Raw genomic sequence first — 17,051 nt, 5'->3', positions numbered from 1 at the left:
TTTCAAGAGCTCTGTCCGTCAGTTTCCGGTGCCCGCAGGCAATGCGGATGCCGTCACGTCCCGGGGAGAGGGAGCCGATGAGCGAACAGAATCACCCGCCCGGCCCGGAAAATCAGGATCCGGATATCACCGATCAGCACGACACACCGCGCCCGGAACCGGATCCGGAGCGCACCGCGGCGAAGAAGACGGGCGGCTTGCTGTCGACCGTGCTGCCCGCCGTGGTCGCACTGGGCCTCGGACTGGGCGCCGGCGCGGTCTTCTTCGGCGGGTCGACGACGAAGACCGTCACCGAGCCCGCCAAGACCGTCGTCGTCACCGTGGGCGGCGCCACCGCGCCGGCGACTCCGTCGGATACCGCGTCGGCGACGGGGACGCCGGCACCGTCCGGCACCACGGCCGCCTCGAGCTCGCCAAGTACGGCGAGCGCCACGGGCGCCACCACCGCCTCGACCGCCCAGACACCCGGCGCGAGCGTGAACGGCGTCGGCACCGTCTCGCTCGTCAGCCTCACGCCGGCCAGCGGACCGTGGACCTCCCGGATCGCGAACCCGATGATCAACGGCACCCTCCAGCAGTTCTTCATCGACCAGGACCTGCCGGAGGTCCAGAGCGAGGGGGACATCGGCTACAACCTGGGCCGCGACTACACCAGGTTCACCGGTCAGCTCGGACTGGACGACAACTCGCCGGAGTCCACCCTGCACCCGTCGATCGAGATCGACGGCGACGGCCTCAAACTCGCCACCTTCACCCCGACCCTGGGCCACCCGGCGCAGGTCAACATCGACGTCTCCGGTGTGCTGCGCCTCGACATCAAGTACACGAGCCCGCATGCCCAGGTCTCCGCGAACACCGCCGGCACCCTCGTCCTGGGCAACGGCCAGCTGACACCGGTCCCGGGCTACCACCCGCCGCCGCCCACCTCCTCCCGCTGAGACCGTTAAGACCGTTAAGACCGTTAAGATCGTCAGGAGACCGTCATGGCGCACAACGGACACCGCTTCACCTTCGACGGCGGTGCCGCCACCTTCTGGGGCACCGCGCTGCTGGCCTGGCTCGTCACCGTCTTCACCTTGGGGATCTGCTATCCCTTCGGCGTCGTGCTGATGCGGCGCTGGAAGGCCAAGCACTCCTTCATCGACGGCCGCCGGCTGATCTTCACCGGCAGCGCCCTGGGCCTGTGGGGGAACTGGCTCAAGTGGTGGTTCTTCTGTGTCATCACCCTGGGTATTTACGGGTTCTGGGTGATCCCGCGGCTGACCCGCTGGACATGGGAGCACACCGATTTCGACCCGGCCGACGTGGCCGCCCGGCCGTACGCGGCGGGCGTCTGAGACATCTGATTCCGCCCGCGGCTCCAGCCACCGGTGCCGGCCCTGGACGGCTGCTGGCGGATCATGTCGGTCGACCCTGAGCCGCGAGCCCGTCGCGGCATGACGGAGCGCCGGATGGAAGCGACTCGAGAAGTCGTGGAAATCCGGCGCTGCGCATTCCTCACGGCGGGACAATCCCTGGGATGTTCGACCGCCGCGATCGGCAGTCGAACACTGAAACATCTCCTGACCTGGCCTTGAGAGGTGTTCAGAAGCCGGAACCCGCCGGTCCGTTGCCGCACGCCGATCAGTCTGCGTACCTTCAGGTCACTGACAGCGCAGCATCGGCGATCATGCGGAAAGACATCTCCGCCAGACGTTGAGGAAACGTAATGGCGCAAGCGCACCTGATCCGCACGTTCCTGCGGCCGCACGCCCGCCCGCTGGGCTTCGCCGCGGCCCTGCAGGTCCTCCAGGCCGCCGGGAACCTCTACCTGCCGATCCTGAACGCCGACATCGTCGACCACGGCGTGGTCAAGGGCGACCTGGGCTACATCGCGCGGGCCGGCGCGGCGATGCTGGGCATCAACGTCGTGCTCTGCGTCGCCGCACTGGTCTCGGTGCGGCTGAGCTCGTGGGTGGCGATGGCGGTCGGGGCCGACCTCCGGGCCGCCGTGCACGGCCGGGTCCAGTCCTTCTCGGTGGTCGAACTGAACCGGTTCGGCGTGGCGTCGCTCACCACGCGCAGCGTCAACGACGTGCAGCAGGTGCAGCTGTTCGCCCAGGCGGCGCTGAGCCTGCTGGTGATCTCGACGGTCACCGCCCTCGGCGCGGTGGTGCTCGCGGTCCGGCAGGGGCCCCGGCTCTCGCTGCTGCTGGTGGGCACGCTGACGGCGGTGCTGGTGCTCGCGGGCTGGGTCATGGTCCGGCTGCTGCCGATGTTCCGGTCCGTGCAGGAGCGCACCGACGGCATGAACCAGGTGCTGCGCGAGCAGATCGCCGGGGTGCGCGTGGCCCGGGCGTTCCTGCGCACCGGGTCCGAGCGGGCCCGGTTCGAGCGGGCGAACGCGGGGATCACCGGCGCCTCGCTGCGGGCGGGCCGGGTCTTCGCCGTGGTGACGCCGCTCGTGCTGGTCATCGCCAACCTGTCGGGCGTCGGCGTGCTCTGGTTCGGCGGACGGCTCGTCGCGGACGGCTCGATGCCGATCGGCAGCCTGACCGCGTTCCTGCTCTACATCCTGCAGATCCTGCTGTACGTGGTGATCGGCGTGACCGTGCTGACCCTGCTGCCGCGGGCGCTGGCCAGCTCGCACCGGATCCAGGAGGTGCTGGACACGGTGCCGGCCGTCGCCGACCCGGCGGAACCGGTCGAACCGGAGGCGGTCACCGGGGCGGTCGCCTTCCGGAACGTCACCTTCGGCTACGCCGGCAGCGAGCGGCCGGTGCTCGACGGCCTGACGCTCGCCTTCCCGCCCGGCCGCACCACCGCGATCCTCGGCGGCACCGGCAGCGGCAAGACCACGCTGCTCAACCTGGTCCCCCGGTTCCTCGACGCGACCGCCGGGGACGTGCTCGTCAACGGGGTCGCCGTGGGCGAACAGGCCGCGGAGCGGCTGCGCGCCGGGATCGGGCTGGTCCCGCAGGCCGCGTACCTGTTCGCCGGGACGGTCGGCGACAACCTGCGGTTCGGCCGTCCGGACGCCACCGACGAGCAGCTGTGGCGGGCGCTGGAGGTCGCCCAGGCCCGCGACTTCGTCGACGCGCTGCCGGGACGGCTCGACGCGCGGGTGGAGCGCGGCGGGGTGAACCTGTCCGGCGGCCAGCGCCAGCGCTTGTCGATCGCCAGGGCCCTGGTGCGGCAGCCGAGCCTGTACCTGTTCGACGACTGCTTCTCGGCGCTGGACGCCGCCACCGACGCCCGGCTGCGGGCCGCGTTGAGCACCGAGACCGGGGACGCGACCGTGGTGATCGCCACGCAGCGGGCCGGGACGGTGCTGGCCGCGGACCAGATCATCGTGCTGGACGGGGGCAGCGTGGCCGGGGTCGGGACGCATCCGGAGCTGCTGGCCGACTGCCCGACGTACCAGCAGATCATCGCCTCACAGCTGGAATGGGGAGCGGCCGCGTGAGCACGTCGAAGGCCGGCGAAGCCGAAGCCGAAGCGGGTGGCGGGGTGCTGCCCCGCCTGGTCACCCTGCTGCGTCCGGAGCGGTTCCGGCTGGCCGTGGTCGGCGCGTTCACCGTGTCGTCGGTGGGCCTGCTCGTCATCGGCCCCTGGCTCCTGGGCCGGGCGACGGACCTGGTGTTCGACGGCGTCGTCGGCAGGCGGCTGCCCGCCGGGCAGACCAAGGCGCAGGCCGTCGCCGAACTGCGCGCGCAGGGCCACGGGCACCTGGCCGACATGCTCGCCGGGATGGCGGTGCGGCCCGGCGCCGGCGTCGACCTGGGGCGGCTCGGCCAGCTGCTCGGGCTGGCGATGACGACGTACCTCCTCAGCGCCCTGTTCGGCTGGGCCCAGGCCCGGATCCTGACCGGCGTCGCCCAGCGCACGATGTACCGGCTGCGGGAGGCGACCGAGGAGAAGCTGACCCGGCTGCCGCTGCGCTACTTCGACACCCATCCGCACGGCGACATCCTCAGCCGGGTGGTCAACGACGTCGACAACGTCGACACCACCTTGCAGGAGACGCTGAACCAGCTCCCGAGCTCGGTGCTCACCGTCCTGACGACCCTGGGCGTCATGTTCTGGATCTCCCCGGTCCTGGCGCTGGCATCCCTGGTCACGATCCCGGTGGTGATGGCGGTGGTGTCGGTGCTCGCGGGCCGCGCCAAGGCCCGGTTCGCCGCGCAGTGGGAGCAGACCGGGCAGCTCACCTCGATGGTCGAGGAGACGTACACCGGCCACGCGCTGATCCTGGCCTACGGACGGCGCGACCTGGTGGCCGAGGAGTTCCGGCAGGAGAACACGAGGCTGCGGCGGGCCGGCTACTCCGCCCAGCTGCTGTCCGGCTCGATCTTCCCGGCCGTGGTGCTCGTCGGGAATCTGAACTCGGTCGTGGTCGCCGCGCTCGGCGGCTACCAGGTGGCCACCGGCGCGATCTCGCTCGGCGCGGTGCAGGCCTTCATCCAGTACTCGCAGCGGTTCACGGCGCCGGTCATCCAGAGCGCCGGCCAGATGAACGTGCTCCAGTCCGGCCTCGTCTCGGCCGGCCGGATCTTCGAGTTCCTCGACGCACCGGAGGAGCCGGCGCTGCCGGCGGAACCGGCGGAACCGGCTGCCGAAGAGCAGATCGCCGGCAACCGCCCCGGCGGCCACCGGGTCCGGTTGGAGGGGGTCAGCTTCCGCTACACGCCGGACACCCCGCTGATCGAGGACTTCACCCTGGAGGCGGCGCCGGGCCAGACCGTGGCGATCGTCGGCCCCACCGGAGCGGGCAAGACCACCCTGGTCAACCTGCTGGTCCGGTTCTACGAGGCCGACGGCGGCCGGATCCTGCTGGACGGCGTCGACTACCGCGACCTGAGCCGCGACCAGGTCCGCCGCTGCTTCGGCATGGTCCTGCAGGACACGTGGCTGTTCCACGGCACGATCCGCGACAACATCGGCTACGGACGCGAGGGCGCCACCGACGAGGAGATCCGCGCCGCGGCGCGCGCGGCCCACGTCGACGACTTCGTGCGCACCCTCCCCGACGGCTACGACACGGTCCTCGAAGGCGACGCCTCCAACGTCTCCTCCGGCCAGAAGCAGCTGCTCACCATCGCCCGGGCCTTCCTCGCCGACCCCGGCATCCTGATCCTCGACGAGGCGACGAGCAACGTCGACACCCGCACCGAGGCGATGATCCAGGCGGCCATGGCGCGCCTGCGCGCGGGCCGTACGAGCTTCGTCATCGCCCACCGCCTGTCGACCATCCACACCGCCGACACCATCGTCGTGATGGACGCCGGCCGGGTGGTGGAGCAGGGCAGCCACGCCGAGCTCCTGGACCGGCAGGGCTTCTATCACGAGCTGTATCACAGTCAGTTCGCTGAGACGCTCGTGTCCTGAGACTCAGATCCCGGTGTGGAGGAACGGTGCCCAGAGCGTGGGGCTGAGGGGATACTCGGCCCGCAGCCGGCGCAGCTGGTGATGGAGCGCGGCGGCGGCGAGGGACGGATCGGGAGCGCCGGTGCGGTCGCGGGTCAGGGCCCGATAGAAGCCGTCGGCGACCTGCTGGGCGACGGCGTCGTCGACCGGCCACAAGGTGCCGATGACGGTGCGGTACCCCGCGAGCTGGAAGGCCGAGGTGATGTGGATCGCCTCGTCGGCGAGGGCCACCTGCCACAGGCTTCCGCTCGTCGAACAGGCCGACAGATAGGCCAGTTCGACACCTCGCAGGGAGCGGGCCATGATCCTCTGGACGGTCATCGGATCGGTCTCGCCCCGGCGCAGCAGGAACCGGCTCGACAGCGGGTCGTCCCACACGGCGACCGCGTGGCAGGCGAAGTGCACCAGCGCGGTCTGCGGCAGCGCGGTCAGGATCGTGTCCGCGTCCGGATCGTGGAGCAGCACGGCTTGGGGAACGCTCGCCAGCAGTTCGCCGGCCTCGCGCACGACCCCCGGCAGCGGTGCGTCCGGCAGCGCGTCCGGCGCCGACACGATGAGCAGCCGGGAGTTGTCGGCGGGCGGGCGCGCGTGGGCCTGCGCGAGCGCGAAACCGGTGGTCGTGGTGGAGGAGATCACGCGGTCCAGCACCGCGCCGGACGTGCCGGTCGGGTCGGACGTGCCGCTCGGGCGGGACGTGCCGCTCGGGTCGGACATCGGCCCGCCGTCCGGCCCGGACGGCCGGCGACGCCCCGCGGCGTGGATCGGCAACAACGAGAACAAGCCCACCGGACACCACCAGACCCGGGGCCAGTCCTCCGGCTCCTCCGGCTCGGCGGTGAAACCGAGCGCGTCCAGGACCGGCTCCGCGACCTCGTCCCACAGCCAGGCCAGCACCTCGGCTATCCCGGTCTGCGCTTCGACCGCCTCTCGGAGCGAGGCCCCCGGCCGCGTGGCCGTGGTGCAGGCCATGATGAAGTCCGCGCTGCGCCGCATGAGGACCTCCCCGGTCACGCCGGGCAGCGGGACGACCTCGACCACCGGATCGGCGTCAGCCCGCAGGATCAGCGCGTCGGTTCGGCTCGCCAGGTCGGAGGTGAGGTAGACCAGTGGTCCGCAGTCCGCGATACCCCGGGCGTCCGGACGCGCCAGGAAGTCGGCCAAGCCCTCTTGAGACCGGATCCGCGCCAGCAGGCCGTCCCAGCTCTCGTAGGCGTGCTGGAGGTCGTCCGCCGACGGCGGGCCGGCGGGACCGCGGTCGTCCCGGCTGTCGAGCGCCGCTATCTCCTCCCGCAACCGTACGAACTCCTCGGCAAGCCCGGGATGCGCGGCCAGGCGCGTGACGTCCCCGATGCGGTTCTCGAAGATCGAGGAGGCCAGGATCCCCCGCGTCTGCTCCAGCAGTTCGACGGCGAGCTCGGGCTGCCCCGCGTCGAGGGCGGCCGCGGCGCACTGGCCCGGCAGCCCGGCCAGCCGGCCGAGCGCGGTCTGGCGGTCGGCGCGCCGCATCGGCCGCGGGGCGGCCAGCGGAAGCAGGTCGATCGCGGCGCGCAACGCGTCCACGGCCTGCTGCGGCGGGCGCGAAGGGTCCGGCAGCATGGCGAGGTGGCGGTAGGCGACGATCCGCTCGTGCGGTCGTGCCGACCGCAGCGTCCCGGCTTCGGTGAGATGCCCGGCCGCCTGCTGGACGAGCGCGGCGTCCGGCTCATGGCGGTGCAGCGCGAGCAGCGTCAAGGCCAGGTTCAGCAGGATCACGCCGCGGCGGTGGTCCGACGCGGGCGTGGCCTGGACCGCCTCGCGCTGCAGGCGCACCGCCTCGTGGATCGTCTCCGGCCGGCCGGTGTCGCCGAACTCGAGGCGCAGCGCACATCCGAGCGCGTGCAGGAGGCCGGCGCGGCCCACCGCGCCCGGAGGGGCCGCGGCCAGCGCGGTCCGCCGGACCCGGACCGACTCGGCACGGAGCTCCGCCCGCCCCGTCGCATGAGCCAACTCCTCCAGCAGATCCCCGAGAACGGAGAGGACAGCAGGCCCGAACTGGTGATGCACCGGGGCGGCGGCGACCGCCTGGCGTTGGAGCAGCACCGCCTCTTCGAGGACGTCGGTACGGTTGCTCCGCTCGTATTGGAGGCGGAGTACGGTCGCCAGGTTCGAAAGGAAGCCGGGGTAGTTGTGGTCGTGCGGGGAACCGCGTTCCGCCGCTTCGCGGGCGACCGTCTCCGCTTCGTCCAGACTGCTGCGCTCGCCGGTGTTCTGGTACTGGGTCACCAAGGCCATCGCCAGGGCGGACAGCGCCGCGTCGCGGAAGCCGGTCTCCCGCGGGAGGTTCGCCACCGCCGTCCGACCGGCTGCGACGGCCTCCTCCACCCATCGCCGCTCACCGGAGTGCTCGAACCTCATCCGCGTCGTCAGGCACACGTTGGTCATCCGCCCGAAGTGCTCGGGGTCGTCCGGATCGACGATCACGACGGCGCTGCGCGAGACGTGCACCGCCTCCTCGATGACCGCCTCGTCGCCCGACAGCTCGTACAGGCGGATCAGGGCGAAGCTGAACATGTTGAGATACATGCTGTAGAGGCGTGCGTCCGGCGAGTCGATCCCGCGCGCGCTGCGCAGTACCTCCACTGCCGCCGCCGCGTAGCGCGGATCACCGGTCCGGCCCAGAAGGTCGAGCAGCGCCATCGCGCGCTCGACGAAAGCGACGAGCTCCTCCCGGCCGGTCACCCGCCGCCCCCAGGCCCCTTCGTGGAACCGTGGTGGTAGCCCCTGGAGCCCTCGGGCAGAGGGACGTTCTGGCGCCAGAACTCGCTCAGGGCTCTGTTAAGCGCCTTGTCCGCGGCGACATCGGCCGGCAGTTCCAGATGCAGTGCTGTCAGCAGGTTGAAACGGCACAGGTCGTAGGCGACGTGGACGGACTCGGCATAGGCCAGGGCCCCATGGACGGCGCCTTGGTACGCCGCTATCGCCACCGCCAGCGGCGCGAGAGCGAGGAACACCCACCAGCCGCCGTGCGGGGTCAGCATCGCGACGGCGACGAGGGCGGCCAGCAGACCGGTGGCGCACATCCGCACGCTCGCGTCCATGGCGTTGCGGCGCTGGTCGACGGCCGCCCGGACCTTGTCGTCGAGCAGGAGGTAGAGACGTGGCCAGGTGACGGCCGCATCGTGGCCGTAGGCCCGCCCCGCGGTGTCCTCCATCGCCGCGAGCACGTTGCCGAACGCGGTCGGACACGTGAGGTGGTCGGCGCTCGGGAAGCGGGCGCGCCAGGCGGCTTCGGCCACACCGGCCTGCTGGACCGCCGCGGCATCGGGCCCCGCTACGGCGCTCGGGGGGCTCGAAGGGCTCAGGGCGCTCGGGGGGCTCGAAGGGCTCAGGGCGCTCGGCGGTTCCGCCCTCCTCTGCCACGCTTCCCGGCGCCGCCGTTGCCGTTCGACGGCCCGCCGGCGGCCCCACCGCCTCGGCCGGGCGCCCTCGACCAACCGGACCAGCGCGAGCTGGAACGGAGCGAGCACGATCGTGGCGACCAGCACCACGAGGGAGATGAGCAGCACCTCGGCCACGCCGAGGCCGGCGGCCGTGTGCCAGGCCCGGGCGAACACCGGATGCCGGGCCGGGGCCCCGGCCCAGCCGAGAACGAGGACGAACAGCACGAAGCCGTAGGTCGGGAGGTAGTCGACGAGGAAGAAACGGCGGGCCACGGTCTCCGACGGAGTGCCGACGGCGTCGAGGGTCATGCGAGAAGCTCCATGGCGGTCCGGTGCTCGGGACAGACCGGCGGGTGCTCCTCGTCGTGGTACATCCTGACGACCGCGCGCGGACACCCGCTACGAGAGCACTGATAGCGCAGCAGGCGGAAGTGCCCCGGTCCGGGCAGCGTCATGCCGGCCGCGTCCCCGGTCTCGCCGCGGCCGGCGCGCAGGCCGAAGGCGGCGTCGAGGTAGGCGCGCGACGTGGCCCCGATCCGGATTCCGCCGACGACCAGGCCGACGACCTCGGCCTCCGGCAGCACCGCCAGCACCGCTTCGAGCGCCTCGGCCACCTCGCCGACCGACGGGGCGCCGGCGGCCTCCAGCGTCGTCCCGGCGTCGGGGCCGGCCGCCGGGTCCACCAGGATGCGACAGTCCTCGGATGCGGTCACGGGCGGATCCTCGCTGGTCGGGTCGGCGGTTCCGGGAAGCGGAGCGCGCCCAGCATAGGCCGCCGGGACCCACCGAAAATCTCAGAACCCAGATATGCCGGGAAAGCCCTCCTGCCGCCCGAGGCCGTTCCGGGCGAACTCGAAGGAAGTCGATCGGTGATGGCGCGGGACATGCGGTCCCGCACACAACGTGTCGTACAAACGCCCGAGCAGATTGGGGCCGCCTACCCGGCCCTTATGCCGTGATCAGTAGGGTCGGCGGCATGCAGGTACTGACCCTCGGCCCCGCACGCGCCCGGCACGTCGCCCTGTTCGCGGCCGGCGGTGGCGGCGACCCCGAACGCCACCGGCCGCTTCTGGAGCACCTGGCGGCCCGTGACATCCACGTCATCGCGCCCCGCTTCGAACGTCTCATGGCGCGGGAGGCGAACCCGGCCGAGCTGCTCGCGCGGCCCGCCGGCCTGGTCGAGGCGCTGCACCGCTTCGCCGCACCGGACGCGGCGGTCACCGCGGTGGGGCACTCCATCGGCGGATGGGCGGCGCTGTGCCTGGCCGGGGCGAGGCCGTGGGGACGCGACGGCGAGCCGATGGAGGTCCCTCGCGAGCCGCGCGTCGGACGGCTGGTCCTGTTCGCGCCCGCGGTCGGGTGGTTCGCCGCGCCCGGAGCGCTGGACGCGGTGACGGCGCCGATGCTGGTCTTCGCCGGCGAGCTCGACGCCGTCACACCGGCCCGGGAGATCGAGGGCCTGAGCGCCGCGCCGTCCGCCGTGGACCTGCGCGTCGTGCCGAACGCCGGCCACTTCGCCTTCATGGACACGCCGCCGCCGAACACGCTTGAGGACGACGCGTTCGACCGGGAGCGGTTCCTCGGCGAGCTCGCCGCGGCGACGGCGGAGTTCGCACTGGAAAGCACACTATAGAAGAAGTCTGTTTCAAATGTCTGTTCTGATACTGATGACATGGACACGAACCTGGTCGCCCGCCTCCGGGAACTGGTCGAGCTCGAGACGCCGCCGGGCTCGGCCGCGCATCTGACGGCCGGCGCCGACCTCCTCACCGCGTGGGGCACGCGGGCCCTGGGGCGCGAGCCGCGGCGCGTCGTCGTCGACGGCCTCCCCCACCTGCTGTGGCGGGCCGCCGACCAGCGGGTGCTGCTGCTCGGCCACTTCGACACCGTCTGGCCGGCCGGCACGCTGCGCGACTGGCCGTTCCGGGTCTCCGGCACGGTCGCGACCGGACCCGGGGTCTGCGACATGAAGTCCGGCATCGTGCAGATGCTGGCCGCGCTCGCCGAGGTGCCGGATCCGTCCCGGGTCGGGCTCCTGCTCACCTGCGACGAGGAGAGCGGGTCGCCGACCTCCCGCCCGCTGATCGAGCGGGAGGCGCGGCGCAGCGGGGCGGTGCTCGTCGGCGAACCCTCCGATCCGGACGGCGCGCTGAAGGTCGCGCGCAAGGGCGGGTCGGCCTACCGGCTCACCGTCCACGGCCGCGCGGCGCACGCCGGCGTCGAGCCGCATCGCGGGGTCAACGCCGGCGTCGAGCTCGCACACCAGGTGCTGGCGGTGCGGAGGTTCGCCGACGACGCGCTGCAGACCACGGTGACGCCGACCGCTCTGAGCGCGGGCACCACGTCGAACACCGTGCCGGAGTCCGCGACGCTCGCCATCGACGTGCGGGCCTGGAGCACCGCGGAGCTGGAGCGGGTGGACCGCCTGATCAGGGCCCTGCCGGCGCGGCTCGACGGCGCCCGGCTGACGCTCGACGGCGGCTTCAACCGGCATCCGCTGCCGATCGAGTCCTCGCGCGAGCTGTTCGCTCTGGCCCAGGACGCCGCGTCGGACCTGGGCATGGCCCCGCTCGCGGGCGCCTGGGCGCCCGGCGCGTCGGACGCCAACTTCACCGCCGCGGTGGGCGCCGCGACCCTCGACGGCCTCGGCGGCGTGGGCGGCGGCTCGCACGCGCGCAGCGAGTACGTCGACGTGTCGTCGATGGCCCCCCGGGCGCGCCTGCTGGCCGGACTCGTCGAGCGGCTGACACACCGGGAACCGATCGGGCGGACTTCGGCACCGGCGGGCGCTCGAATCAGTACTCTGTGACGGAGCCGCGCGCCCGCGCGGCTCTCGTCGTCCGGGCGCGAAGGGCTTCTCGATGGGTGCAGGATCCGGGCCGAGGTTCGGTGTGGAGGAAGAGTTCCTGGTCGTCGACCGCGAGACCAGGGCCGCGGTGCCGCGGGCCGCCGCCGTGATCGAGCGCGCCGGGCCGGCCCTGGGCGCGCGGGTCGGCGGCGAGATCACCGAACTGCAGATCGAGACGCGCACCGAACCGTGCGGCACGGTGGAAGAAGTCCAGCGCCAGCTGGAGGAGGCACGCGGGGCGCTGGCGGAGGCCGCGGAGCCCGAAGGCCTGGTCGTCGTGGCCACCGGCACGCCGGTCCTCGGCGACTGCGTCCCCCCGGCCATGACCACCGGCCCCCGGCAGGACCGCGGCAACGCGACGTTCCGGGGCCTGCACGACGAGCTGGCGATCTGCGCCCTGCACGTGCACGTGGAGATCCCGGACCGCGAGGTGGCCGTGCTGGCGGGCAACCACCTGCGGCCGTGGCTGCCGGCGCTCATCGCGCTGGGCGCGAACTCACCCTTCTGGGCCGAGCGCGACACCGGGTACGCCAGCTGGCGCACGATGGTCTGGAGCCGGTGGCCGGTCGCCGGCCCCCCGCCGTACTTCACCTCGGACGCGGACTACCAGCGGACCGTGGCGATGCTGCACGACGTCGGCTCGATCGTCGACGTCGGCACGATCTTCTGGGACATCCGGCCCTCGGCGCACGTGCCGACGCTGGAGGTCCGGGTCGGCGACGTCCCGATGACGGCCCGCGAGTCCGCGATGACCGCGGCCCTGATCAGGGCCCTGGCGGTGGACGCGATCGCCAAGGTGGCCGCCGGCGACCCCGGACCGCGCGTACCGGCGGAGACGCTGCGGCTGGCCTACTGGCGGGCGGCGCGCGACGGCCTGAGCGGCCACGGCGTCGATCCGGCGACCGGACAGCTGATCCCCGCCGCCGCCCTGGCCGACGCGCTGCTCACCGCCGCCCGCCCCGCCCTGGAGGACAGCGGCGACGCGGACGCGGTCGCGACCTGGCTCAAGGAGCTGACCTGCGACGGCGACGGGGCGACCCGGCAGCGTCGCGCCGCGTCCGGGCGGGGGGAGCTGGCGGACGTCGTCGATCTCCTCATCGAAAAGAGCATTCCATAGGAAGACGCGGGCATCCGGGACATAGCAGGCTGGAGACGGTCGACCTAGGGAGGAAGAGTTGACCGAGACCGTCTCCGGCACCCAGCAAGGCCAGCCGGCCCGCGAGACCCGGGCCGCCTGCGAGAAGCACAGCAGCCACAATCCACCCGCCGGCCGGGGCGGCGGCGGGGCCCGCGACGACAGCCCCGTCACCGCTGTCGGGTCAGGTCGTAAGCCCGATCGCGATCGTGTGTCCGGTCCCGACGCCAACGGCGCCCGCGACGGCTCCCCCGCCCGCATCGTCGACCCCGGCCGCGTTCCCGACGCTGGCGGCCACCACGCCGCCGCCATCGCCGTCGCCGTCGACCCCGTCCCTGCTCCCGGTCGCAGCCCCGCGCCCCCCACCGCCGACGAGCCTCCGGCACCGCCGCCGACCGTGCCGCTCTCCGCGCGTGCGCTGCCCCCGCCGGCCATGCACACCGCCGCCGCCGAGTTCGCCGAGCTGATGGCCTCGCGCCGGTCGGTGCGCGAGTTCTCGACCGAGCCGGTGCCGGACTCGGTGATCGACCTCGCCGTGCGGGCCGCGGCCAGCGCGCCGAGCGGTGCCCACGTCCAGCCCTGGCGGTTCGTGGTCGTCACCGATCCCGTTCGCAAGCGCCGGCTGCGCGAGGCCGCGGAGGCCGAGGAGTACGAGTTCTACAATCGGCGGGCCTCGGCCGAGTGGCTGGGCGCGATCGCGCGCTTCGGCACCGACTGGCACAAGCCGTTCCTCACCGACGCCCCGGCCGTGATCGTCGTGTTCGAGGTGCATCAGGGTCCGAACAGTCCCAAGCCGTACTACGTCAAGGAGTCCGTGGGCATCGCCGTCGGGTTCCTGCTGGCGGCGCTGCACCACGCCGGGCTGGCCACGCTGACCCACACCCCGAGCCCGATGCGCTTCCTGAACGAGGTGTGCGAGCGGCCGCCGGAGGAGCGGCCGTACCTGGTCATCCCGGTCGGCTATCCGGCACCCGGGACCCGGGTGCCGGACATCGTCCGCAAGCCGCTGGAGGAGGTCATGGTCCGCTGCTGAGGTGCTCCGCGAAGAACTCCCGCAGCGGTGCCACGTGCCGGTCCGGCCGCCGCCACTCGGCGAGCAGGTCCTCCAGCAGATGCCGTTCGGCCACCTGCAGGCCGTACTGGTGGCGCCGGATCACCGGGTGGATGAAGGCGCTCTCCCGGGCCCGGCCGGGCTCGGGATGGCGTTCGATGGCGAAAACGTCGGCGTAGTCGTCGCGGCCCCACCGCAGGGTCACCGTGTAGTAGTGCGCCTCGGAGGCGAACCTCTGCACGGCGTAGTCCTCGGGCAGGTCCTTGTAGAGCCGGACCCGGCTGTTGGCCTCGTCGAGGACGATCGTGTCGCACAGGTACTCGAACTGCGTCCACAGCGCCGAGCTCCAGTTGACCCGGTCCAGCACCAGCGTCGTGAGCTCCTCGGCGTCGGCCTTGGCCTCGCCGAACTCCAGCGGGACGCCGTCGTAGCGCTCCAGCAGCAGGGCGCACAGCGTCCGCAGGTTGTAGCGGAAGCCGTCGATGAACGCCGAGGACGCCCGCTTGAAGTCGTGGGCCTGGGCCAGCGTGCCGGCGAAGTAGAGGCCGTCGACGTCGGTCGACTGCCAGTCCGGGCCGGTCGAGGGCAGGCGGCCGTCCCGCTCGGTCTGCGGGACGCAGCCCTCGGCGAAGACGGAGGTGTCCATCCGGAAGCCCGTGCAGCGCAGCACGGACTCGTACTCCAGCGTCGCCGTCTCGCCGTCGGCGTGGGTGTAGGTGATGTCGACCTCGAACCCCTCGCCGGCCGGGCGGATCTCGTCGATCGTGCAGTCCAGCACCGAATGCAGCGTCTTGAACTGATAGCTGTCCAGGATCACGCCGTACTGCCCGCGCACGTCCCCGGGATGTTTGCTCGTCCAGGTCAGCCGGAGCGGCCGGCGGCTGGCCAGGTGCACCATGGCCGCCTGGCCGAGCATCGAGTACGCGGTCTCGAACGCCGAGTTGCCCTTGCCGATGATCAGGACCCGCTGGTCGGCGTAGGAGGCCGGGTCGACGTCCATGGCCTCGTAGCCGGTCGCGTGCTCGATGCCGGGGATCGCGGGGATGAACGGCGCGCCCCAGCCGGTGGCGACGATGACGCACTCGGCGCGCAGCTCCTCCCCCGCCGCCGTGCGGACGACGAAGCCCAGACCGTCGCGCCCGATCCCGGCGACCTCGGTGCCGTACCGGACGGCGAGGCCGTGACGCTGTTGGAACGCCGCGAGGTAGCGCACCATGTCGTCGGCCGAGGGCAGATACTCCTGGCTGAACTTGGGGAACAGCATCTCGGGATCGTCGTTGAGCAGCGAGTTCCAGTCCCAGCGCAGGCGGATCTCCGGGTCGTCGCTGCGGACGTGCACCTTGTTGAGCGAGATCAGCCGGCGGTGGCGCGGGAACCGGCGGAAGAAACCGCCGGGAGCCGCGTCCCGTTCCAGCGTGAGGTAGTCGGCGCCGGCCTGCTGCAGGTAGTAGCTCAACTGCAGGCCCGCAGGCCCGGCGCCGATGACGAGGTAGCGGTGGGAACCGCCTCCGGCCTCACGCACGGGCGGCCTGGGCCTGGTGCGCGCGGGCGGCGGCGACGGTGGGGAGGTAGCCCTCGGCGACCAGGACCTTGGCCCGCTCGGCGAGCAGCCCGAGGTCGTCCGGCATGGTGGTGGCCAGGCCGTCCACGTAACGGTTGTACATGCAGAACGCGGCGGCGATCAGGACCGTGTCGTGGATCTCCAGATCGGTCGCGCCGGCCGTACGGGCCGCGGCGACCAGCTCGGGCGTGACCTGCCGGCCGTCGCGCTGCACCGCGGCGGCGATGTCCAGCAGGGCTTTGAGCTTGTCGCTGATCGGCGCGGCCGCGAGGTCGGCGCGGATGACGTCGAGATCGAGGTCCGCGGGCAGCTGGGCCGCGGTGAAGGCGGCGTGCGTGGTGGTGCAGAACCGGCACTCGTTGAGGCCGGAGACGTGGGTGGCGATCAGCTCGCGCTCCCAGCGCTCGAGGGCGCTGGGACCGCGCAGCAGGATCTCCGCCAGCTCGCTCATGGGCTGCGCGGTCTCCGGACGGTAGTAGAACAGCGAGCGGATGCCGGGCTGGTCGTTGCCCAGGTCTATGTGCGGCATCGTGCTACACCCCCAACTGCGCCGCGGCCAGCGCGGTGCCCTCGACGCGGGCCCGGATCTTGGCGAACGCGGTGTCCCGGGAGGTGGACGTGTCGTCGGCGAACGGCGAGAAACCGCAGTCGTCGCACGTTCCCAGACGATCGAGCGGGATGTGGCGAGCGGCCGTCAGCACCCGGTCCCGGACCTGTTCGGGCGTCTCGATCACCGGGTCGATCGGGTCCGTGACGCCCACGAAGAGGCGGGCACCGGAGGGCAGGTGCTGCGCGGCCACGCTCAGGACCTTGTCGGGGTCGGCCTCGCTGGCGAGCTGGACATAGAAGCTGCCGGCGTGGAGCCGGAACAGCTGCGGCAGCAGTGCGGCGTAGTCGACGTCGAGGCTGTGGGTGGAGTCCAGGTCGCCGCCGGGGCAGGTGTGGACGCCGATCCGGGCCCGCTCGGCCTCGGAGAAGCGGTCGAGCACCCTGTTGTTCAAGGCGATGAAGTCTTCGAGGACACCGCCGCTGGGATCGAGCTTGAGCGAGAGCCGTCCCTCGGTGAAGTCGAGCTGCACGCTGTGGGCGCCGGCGTCCAGACAACCGCGGATGTCCGCCTCGGCCTCGTCGACGAGGTCGGCGAGGAACTGCTCGCGCGGATAGCCGTCGATGCCGCCGGCCGGATACAGCAGGCTGAGCGCCGACGGCGCGATGACGGCCTGCTTGACCGGGACGCTCGCGTGCGTCTGCGCCGCCTTCAGGTAGCCGTCGGCGTGCCGCCGGTAGCGGAAAGGCCCCGCGGTCAGCGCCGGCAGCTGACGCTGGTGGCCGTCCGCGAACGGGATCACCACGCCGTCCGGGTTCAGCGCCTCGACGCCCGCGATGGGGTAGGTGGCGAAGCTCGGCTTGCTCTGCTCGCCGTCGGTGACGACCGGCGACCCGGCCGCCTCCATGGCGCGGATCGTCTCGGCGACGGCCCGGTCGACGGCGTCGGCTAAGGCCCGCGGGTCCAGCTGTCCGGCTTCGTGGGCCGACAGCGCCTGGAGAAGCTCGGCCGAACGCGGGATGCTGCCGATGGCTTCGGTGGGAATGGACATGGTGGACTCCGTTTGCACTGGTTGGGGTGGCTT

General features: G+C 72.3%; 14 protein-coding genes. 8 read left to right on the top strand and 6 right to left on the bottom strand.

What is annotated here, in order from left to right:
* Positions 1–77 precede the first annotated feature (77 nt).
* The 4 genes from ABD466_RS38560 to ABD466_RS38545 all read left to right on the top strand — a co-directional run bounded on the left by ABD466_RS38560 (position 78) and on the right by ABD466_RS38545 (position 5,367).
* Complete coding sequence (locus tag ABD466_RS38560) at positions 78–938, top strand: NPCBM/NEW2 domain-containing protein (protein WP_344662236.1); 861 nt, start codon at positions 78–80, stop codon at positions 936–938.
* Positions 939–983: 45 nt separating this feature from the next.
* On the top strand, positions 984–1,337 hold the full coding sequence (locus ABD466_RS38555) for a YjgN family protein (RefSeq protein ID WP_344662235.1): 354 nt from the start codon (positions 984–986) through the stop codon (positions 1,335–1,337).
* Between the two features lie 371 nt (positions 1,338–1,708).
* Positions 1,709–3,445: an ABC transporter ATP-binding protein gene (locus ABD466_RS38550; protein WP_344662234.1), complete on the top strand. Its 1,737-nt coding sequence runs from the start codon at positions 1,709–1,711 to the stop codon at positions 3,443–3,445.
* Positions 3,427–5,367, top strand: a complete 1,941-nt coding sequence (locus ABD466_RS38545) for an ABC transporter ATP-binding protein (protein WP_425558849.1) — start codon at positions 3,427–3,429, stop codon at positions 5,365–5,367. The genes ABD466_RS38550 and ABD466_RS38545 overlap by 19 nt, the downstream gene beginning before the upstream one ends.
* Positions 5,368–5,370: 3 nt before the next feature.
* Here the strand turns inward: ABD466_RS38545 and ABD466_RS38540 are convergent, their stop codons facing one another.
* The 3 genes from ABD466_RS38540 to ABD466_RS38530 are packed head-to-tail and all read right to left on the bottom strand — an operon-like array spanning position 5,371 to position 9,538.
* Complete coding sequence (locus ABD466_RS38540) at positions 5,371–8,124, bottom strand: CHAT domain-containing protein (protein ID WP_344662232.1); 2,754 nt, start codon at positions 8,122–8,124, stop codon at positions 5,371–5,373.
* On the bottom strand, positions 8,121–9,134 hold the full coding sequence (locus tag ABD466_RS38535) for a hypothetical protein (RefSeq protein WP_344662231.1): 1,014 nt from the start codon (positions 9,132–9,134) through the stop codon (positions 8,121–8,123). The genes ABD466_RS38540 and ABD466_RS38535 overlap by 4 nt, the downstream gene beginning before the upstream one ends.
* A complete protein-coding gene (locus tag ABD466_RS38530; RefSeq protein WP_344662230.1) occupies positions 9,131–9,538 on the bottom strand; it encodes a hypothetical protein in 408 nt (135 codons plus the stop codon). Before ABD466_RS38530 ends, ABD466_RS38535 begins: the two co-directional genes overlap by 4 nt.
* A gap of 263 nt (positions 9,539–9,801) precedes the next feature.
* On the opposite strand from ABD466_RS38530, the gene ABD466_RS38525 reads away from it, so the two are divergent.
* The 4 genes from ABD466_RS38525 to ABD466_RS38510 all read left to right on the top strand — a co-directional run bounded on the left by ABD466_RS38525 (position 9,802) and on the right by ABD466_RS38510 (position 13,841).
* Positions 9,802–10,458, top strand: a complete 657-nt coding sequence (locus tag ABD466_RS38525) for an alpha/beta hydrolase family protein (RefSeq protein ID WP_344662229.1) — start codon at positions 9,802–9,804, stop codon at positions 10,456–10,458.
* A gap of 39 nt (positions 10,459–10,497) precedes the next feature.
* Positions 10,498–11,634 carry a M20 family metallopeptidase gene (locus ABD466_RS38520; protein WP_344662228.1) on the top strand — a complete coding sequence of 379 codons (1,137 nt, stop codon included), beginning with the start codon at positions 10,498–10,500 and terminating at the stop codon, positions 11,632–11,634.
* 52 nt (positions 11,635–11,686) lie between these two features.
* The gene (locus ABD466_RS38515; protein ID WP_344662227.1) at positions 11,687–12,790 is read left to right on the top strand and encodes a carboxylate-amine ligase; all 1,104 of its coding nucleotides are present in this window, start codon (positions 11,687–11,689) and stop codon (positions 12,788–12,790) included.
* A gap of 451 nt (positions 12,791–13,241) precedes the next feature.
* Positions 13,242–13,841, top strand: a complete 600-nt coding sequence (locus ABD466_RS38510) for a nitroreductase family protein (RefSeq protein WP_344662253.1) — start codon at positions 13,242–13,244, stop codon at positions 13,839–13,841.
* Here the strand turns inward: ABD466_RS38510 and ABD466_RS38505 are convergent.
* The 3 genes from ABD466_RS38505 to ABD466_RS38495 are packed head-to-tail and all read right to left on the bottom strand — an operon-like array spanning position 13,825 to position 17,018.
* A complete protein-coding gene (locus tag ABD466_RS38505; RefSeq protein WP_344662226.1) occupies positions 13,825–15,381 on the bottom strand; it encodes an NAD(P)-binding domain-containing protein in 1,557 nt (518 codons plus the stop codon). The two genes, ABD466_RS38510 and ABD466_RS38505, sit on opposite strands and share 17 nt — an antisense overlap.
* Positions 15,374–15,949 carry a carboxymuconolactone decarboxylase family protein gene (locus ABD466_RS38500; RefSeq protein WP_344662225.1) on the bottom strand — a complete coding sequence of 192 codons (576 nt, stop codon included), beginning with the start codon at positions 15,947–15,949 and terminating at the stop codon, positions 15,374–15,376. Before ABD466_RS38500 ends, ABD466_RS38505 begins: the two co-directional genes overlap by 8 nt.
* A gap of 4 nt (positions 15,950–15,953) precedes the next feature.
* Positions 15,954–17,018 carry a cobalamin-independent methionine synthase II family protein gene (locus ABD466_RS38495; protein WP_344662224.1) on the bottom strand — a complete coding sequence of 355 codons (1,065 nt, stop codon included), beginning with the start codon at positions 17,016–17,018 and terminating at the stop codon, positions 15,954–15,956.
* Positions 17,019–17,051: the final 33 nt, after the last annotated feature.

The organism is Catenulispora subtropica (assembly GCF_039531675.1).
GTDB classification, from domain to species: domain Bacteria; phylum Actinomycetota; class Actinomycetes; order Streptomycetales; family Catenulisporaceae; genus Catenulispora; species Catenulispora subtropica.
This window is presented reverse-complemented; position numbering and strand designations above follow the sequence as displayed.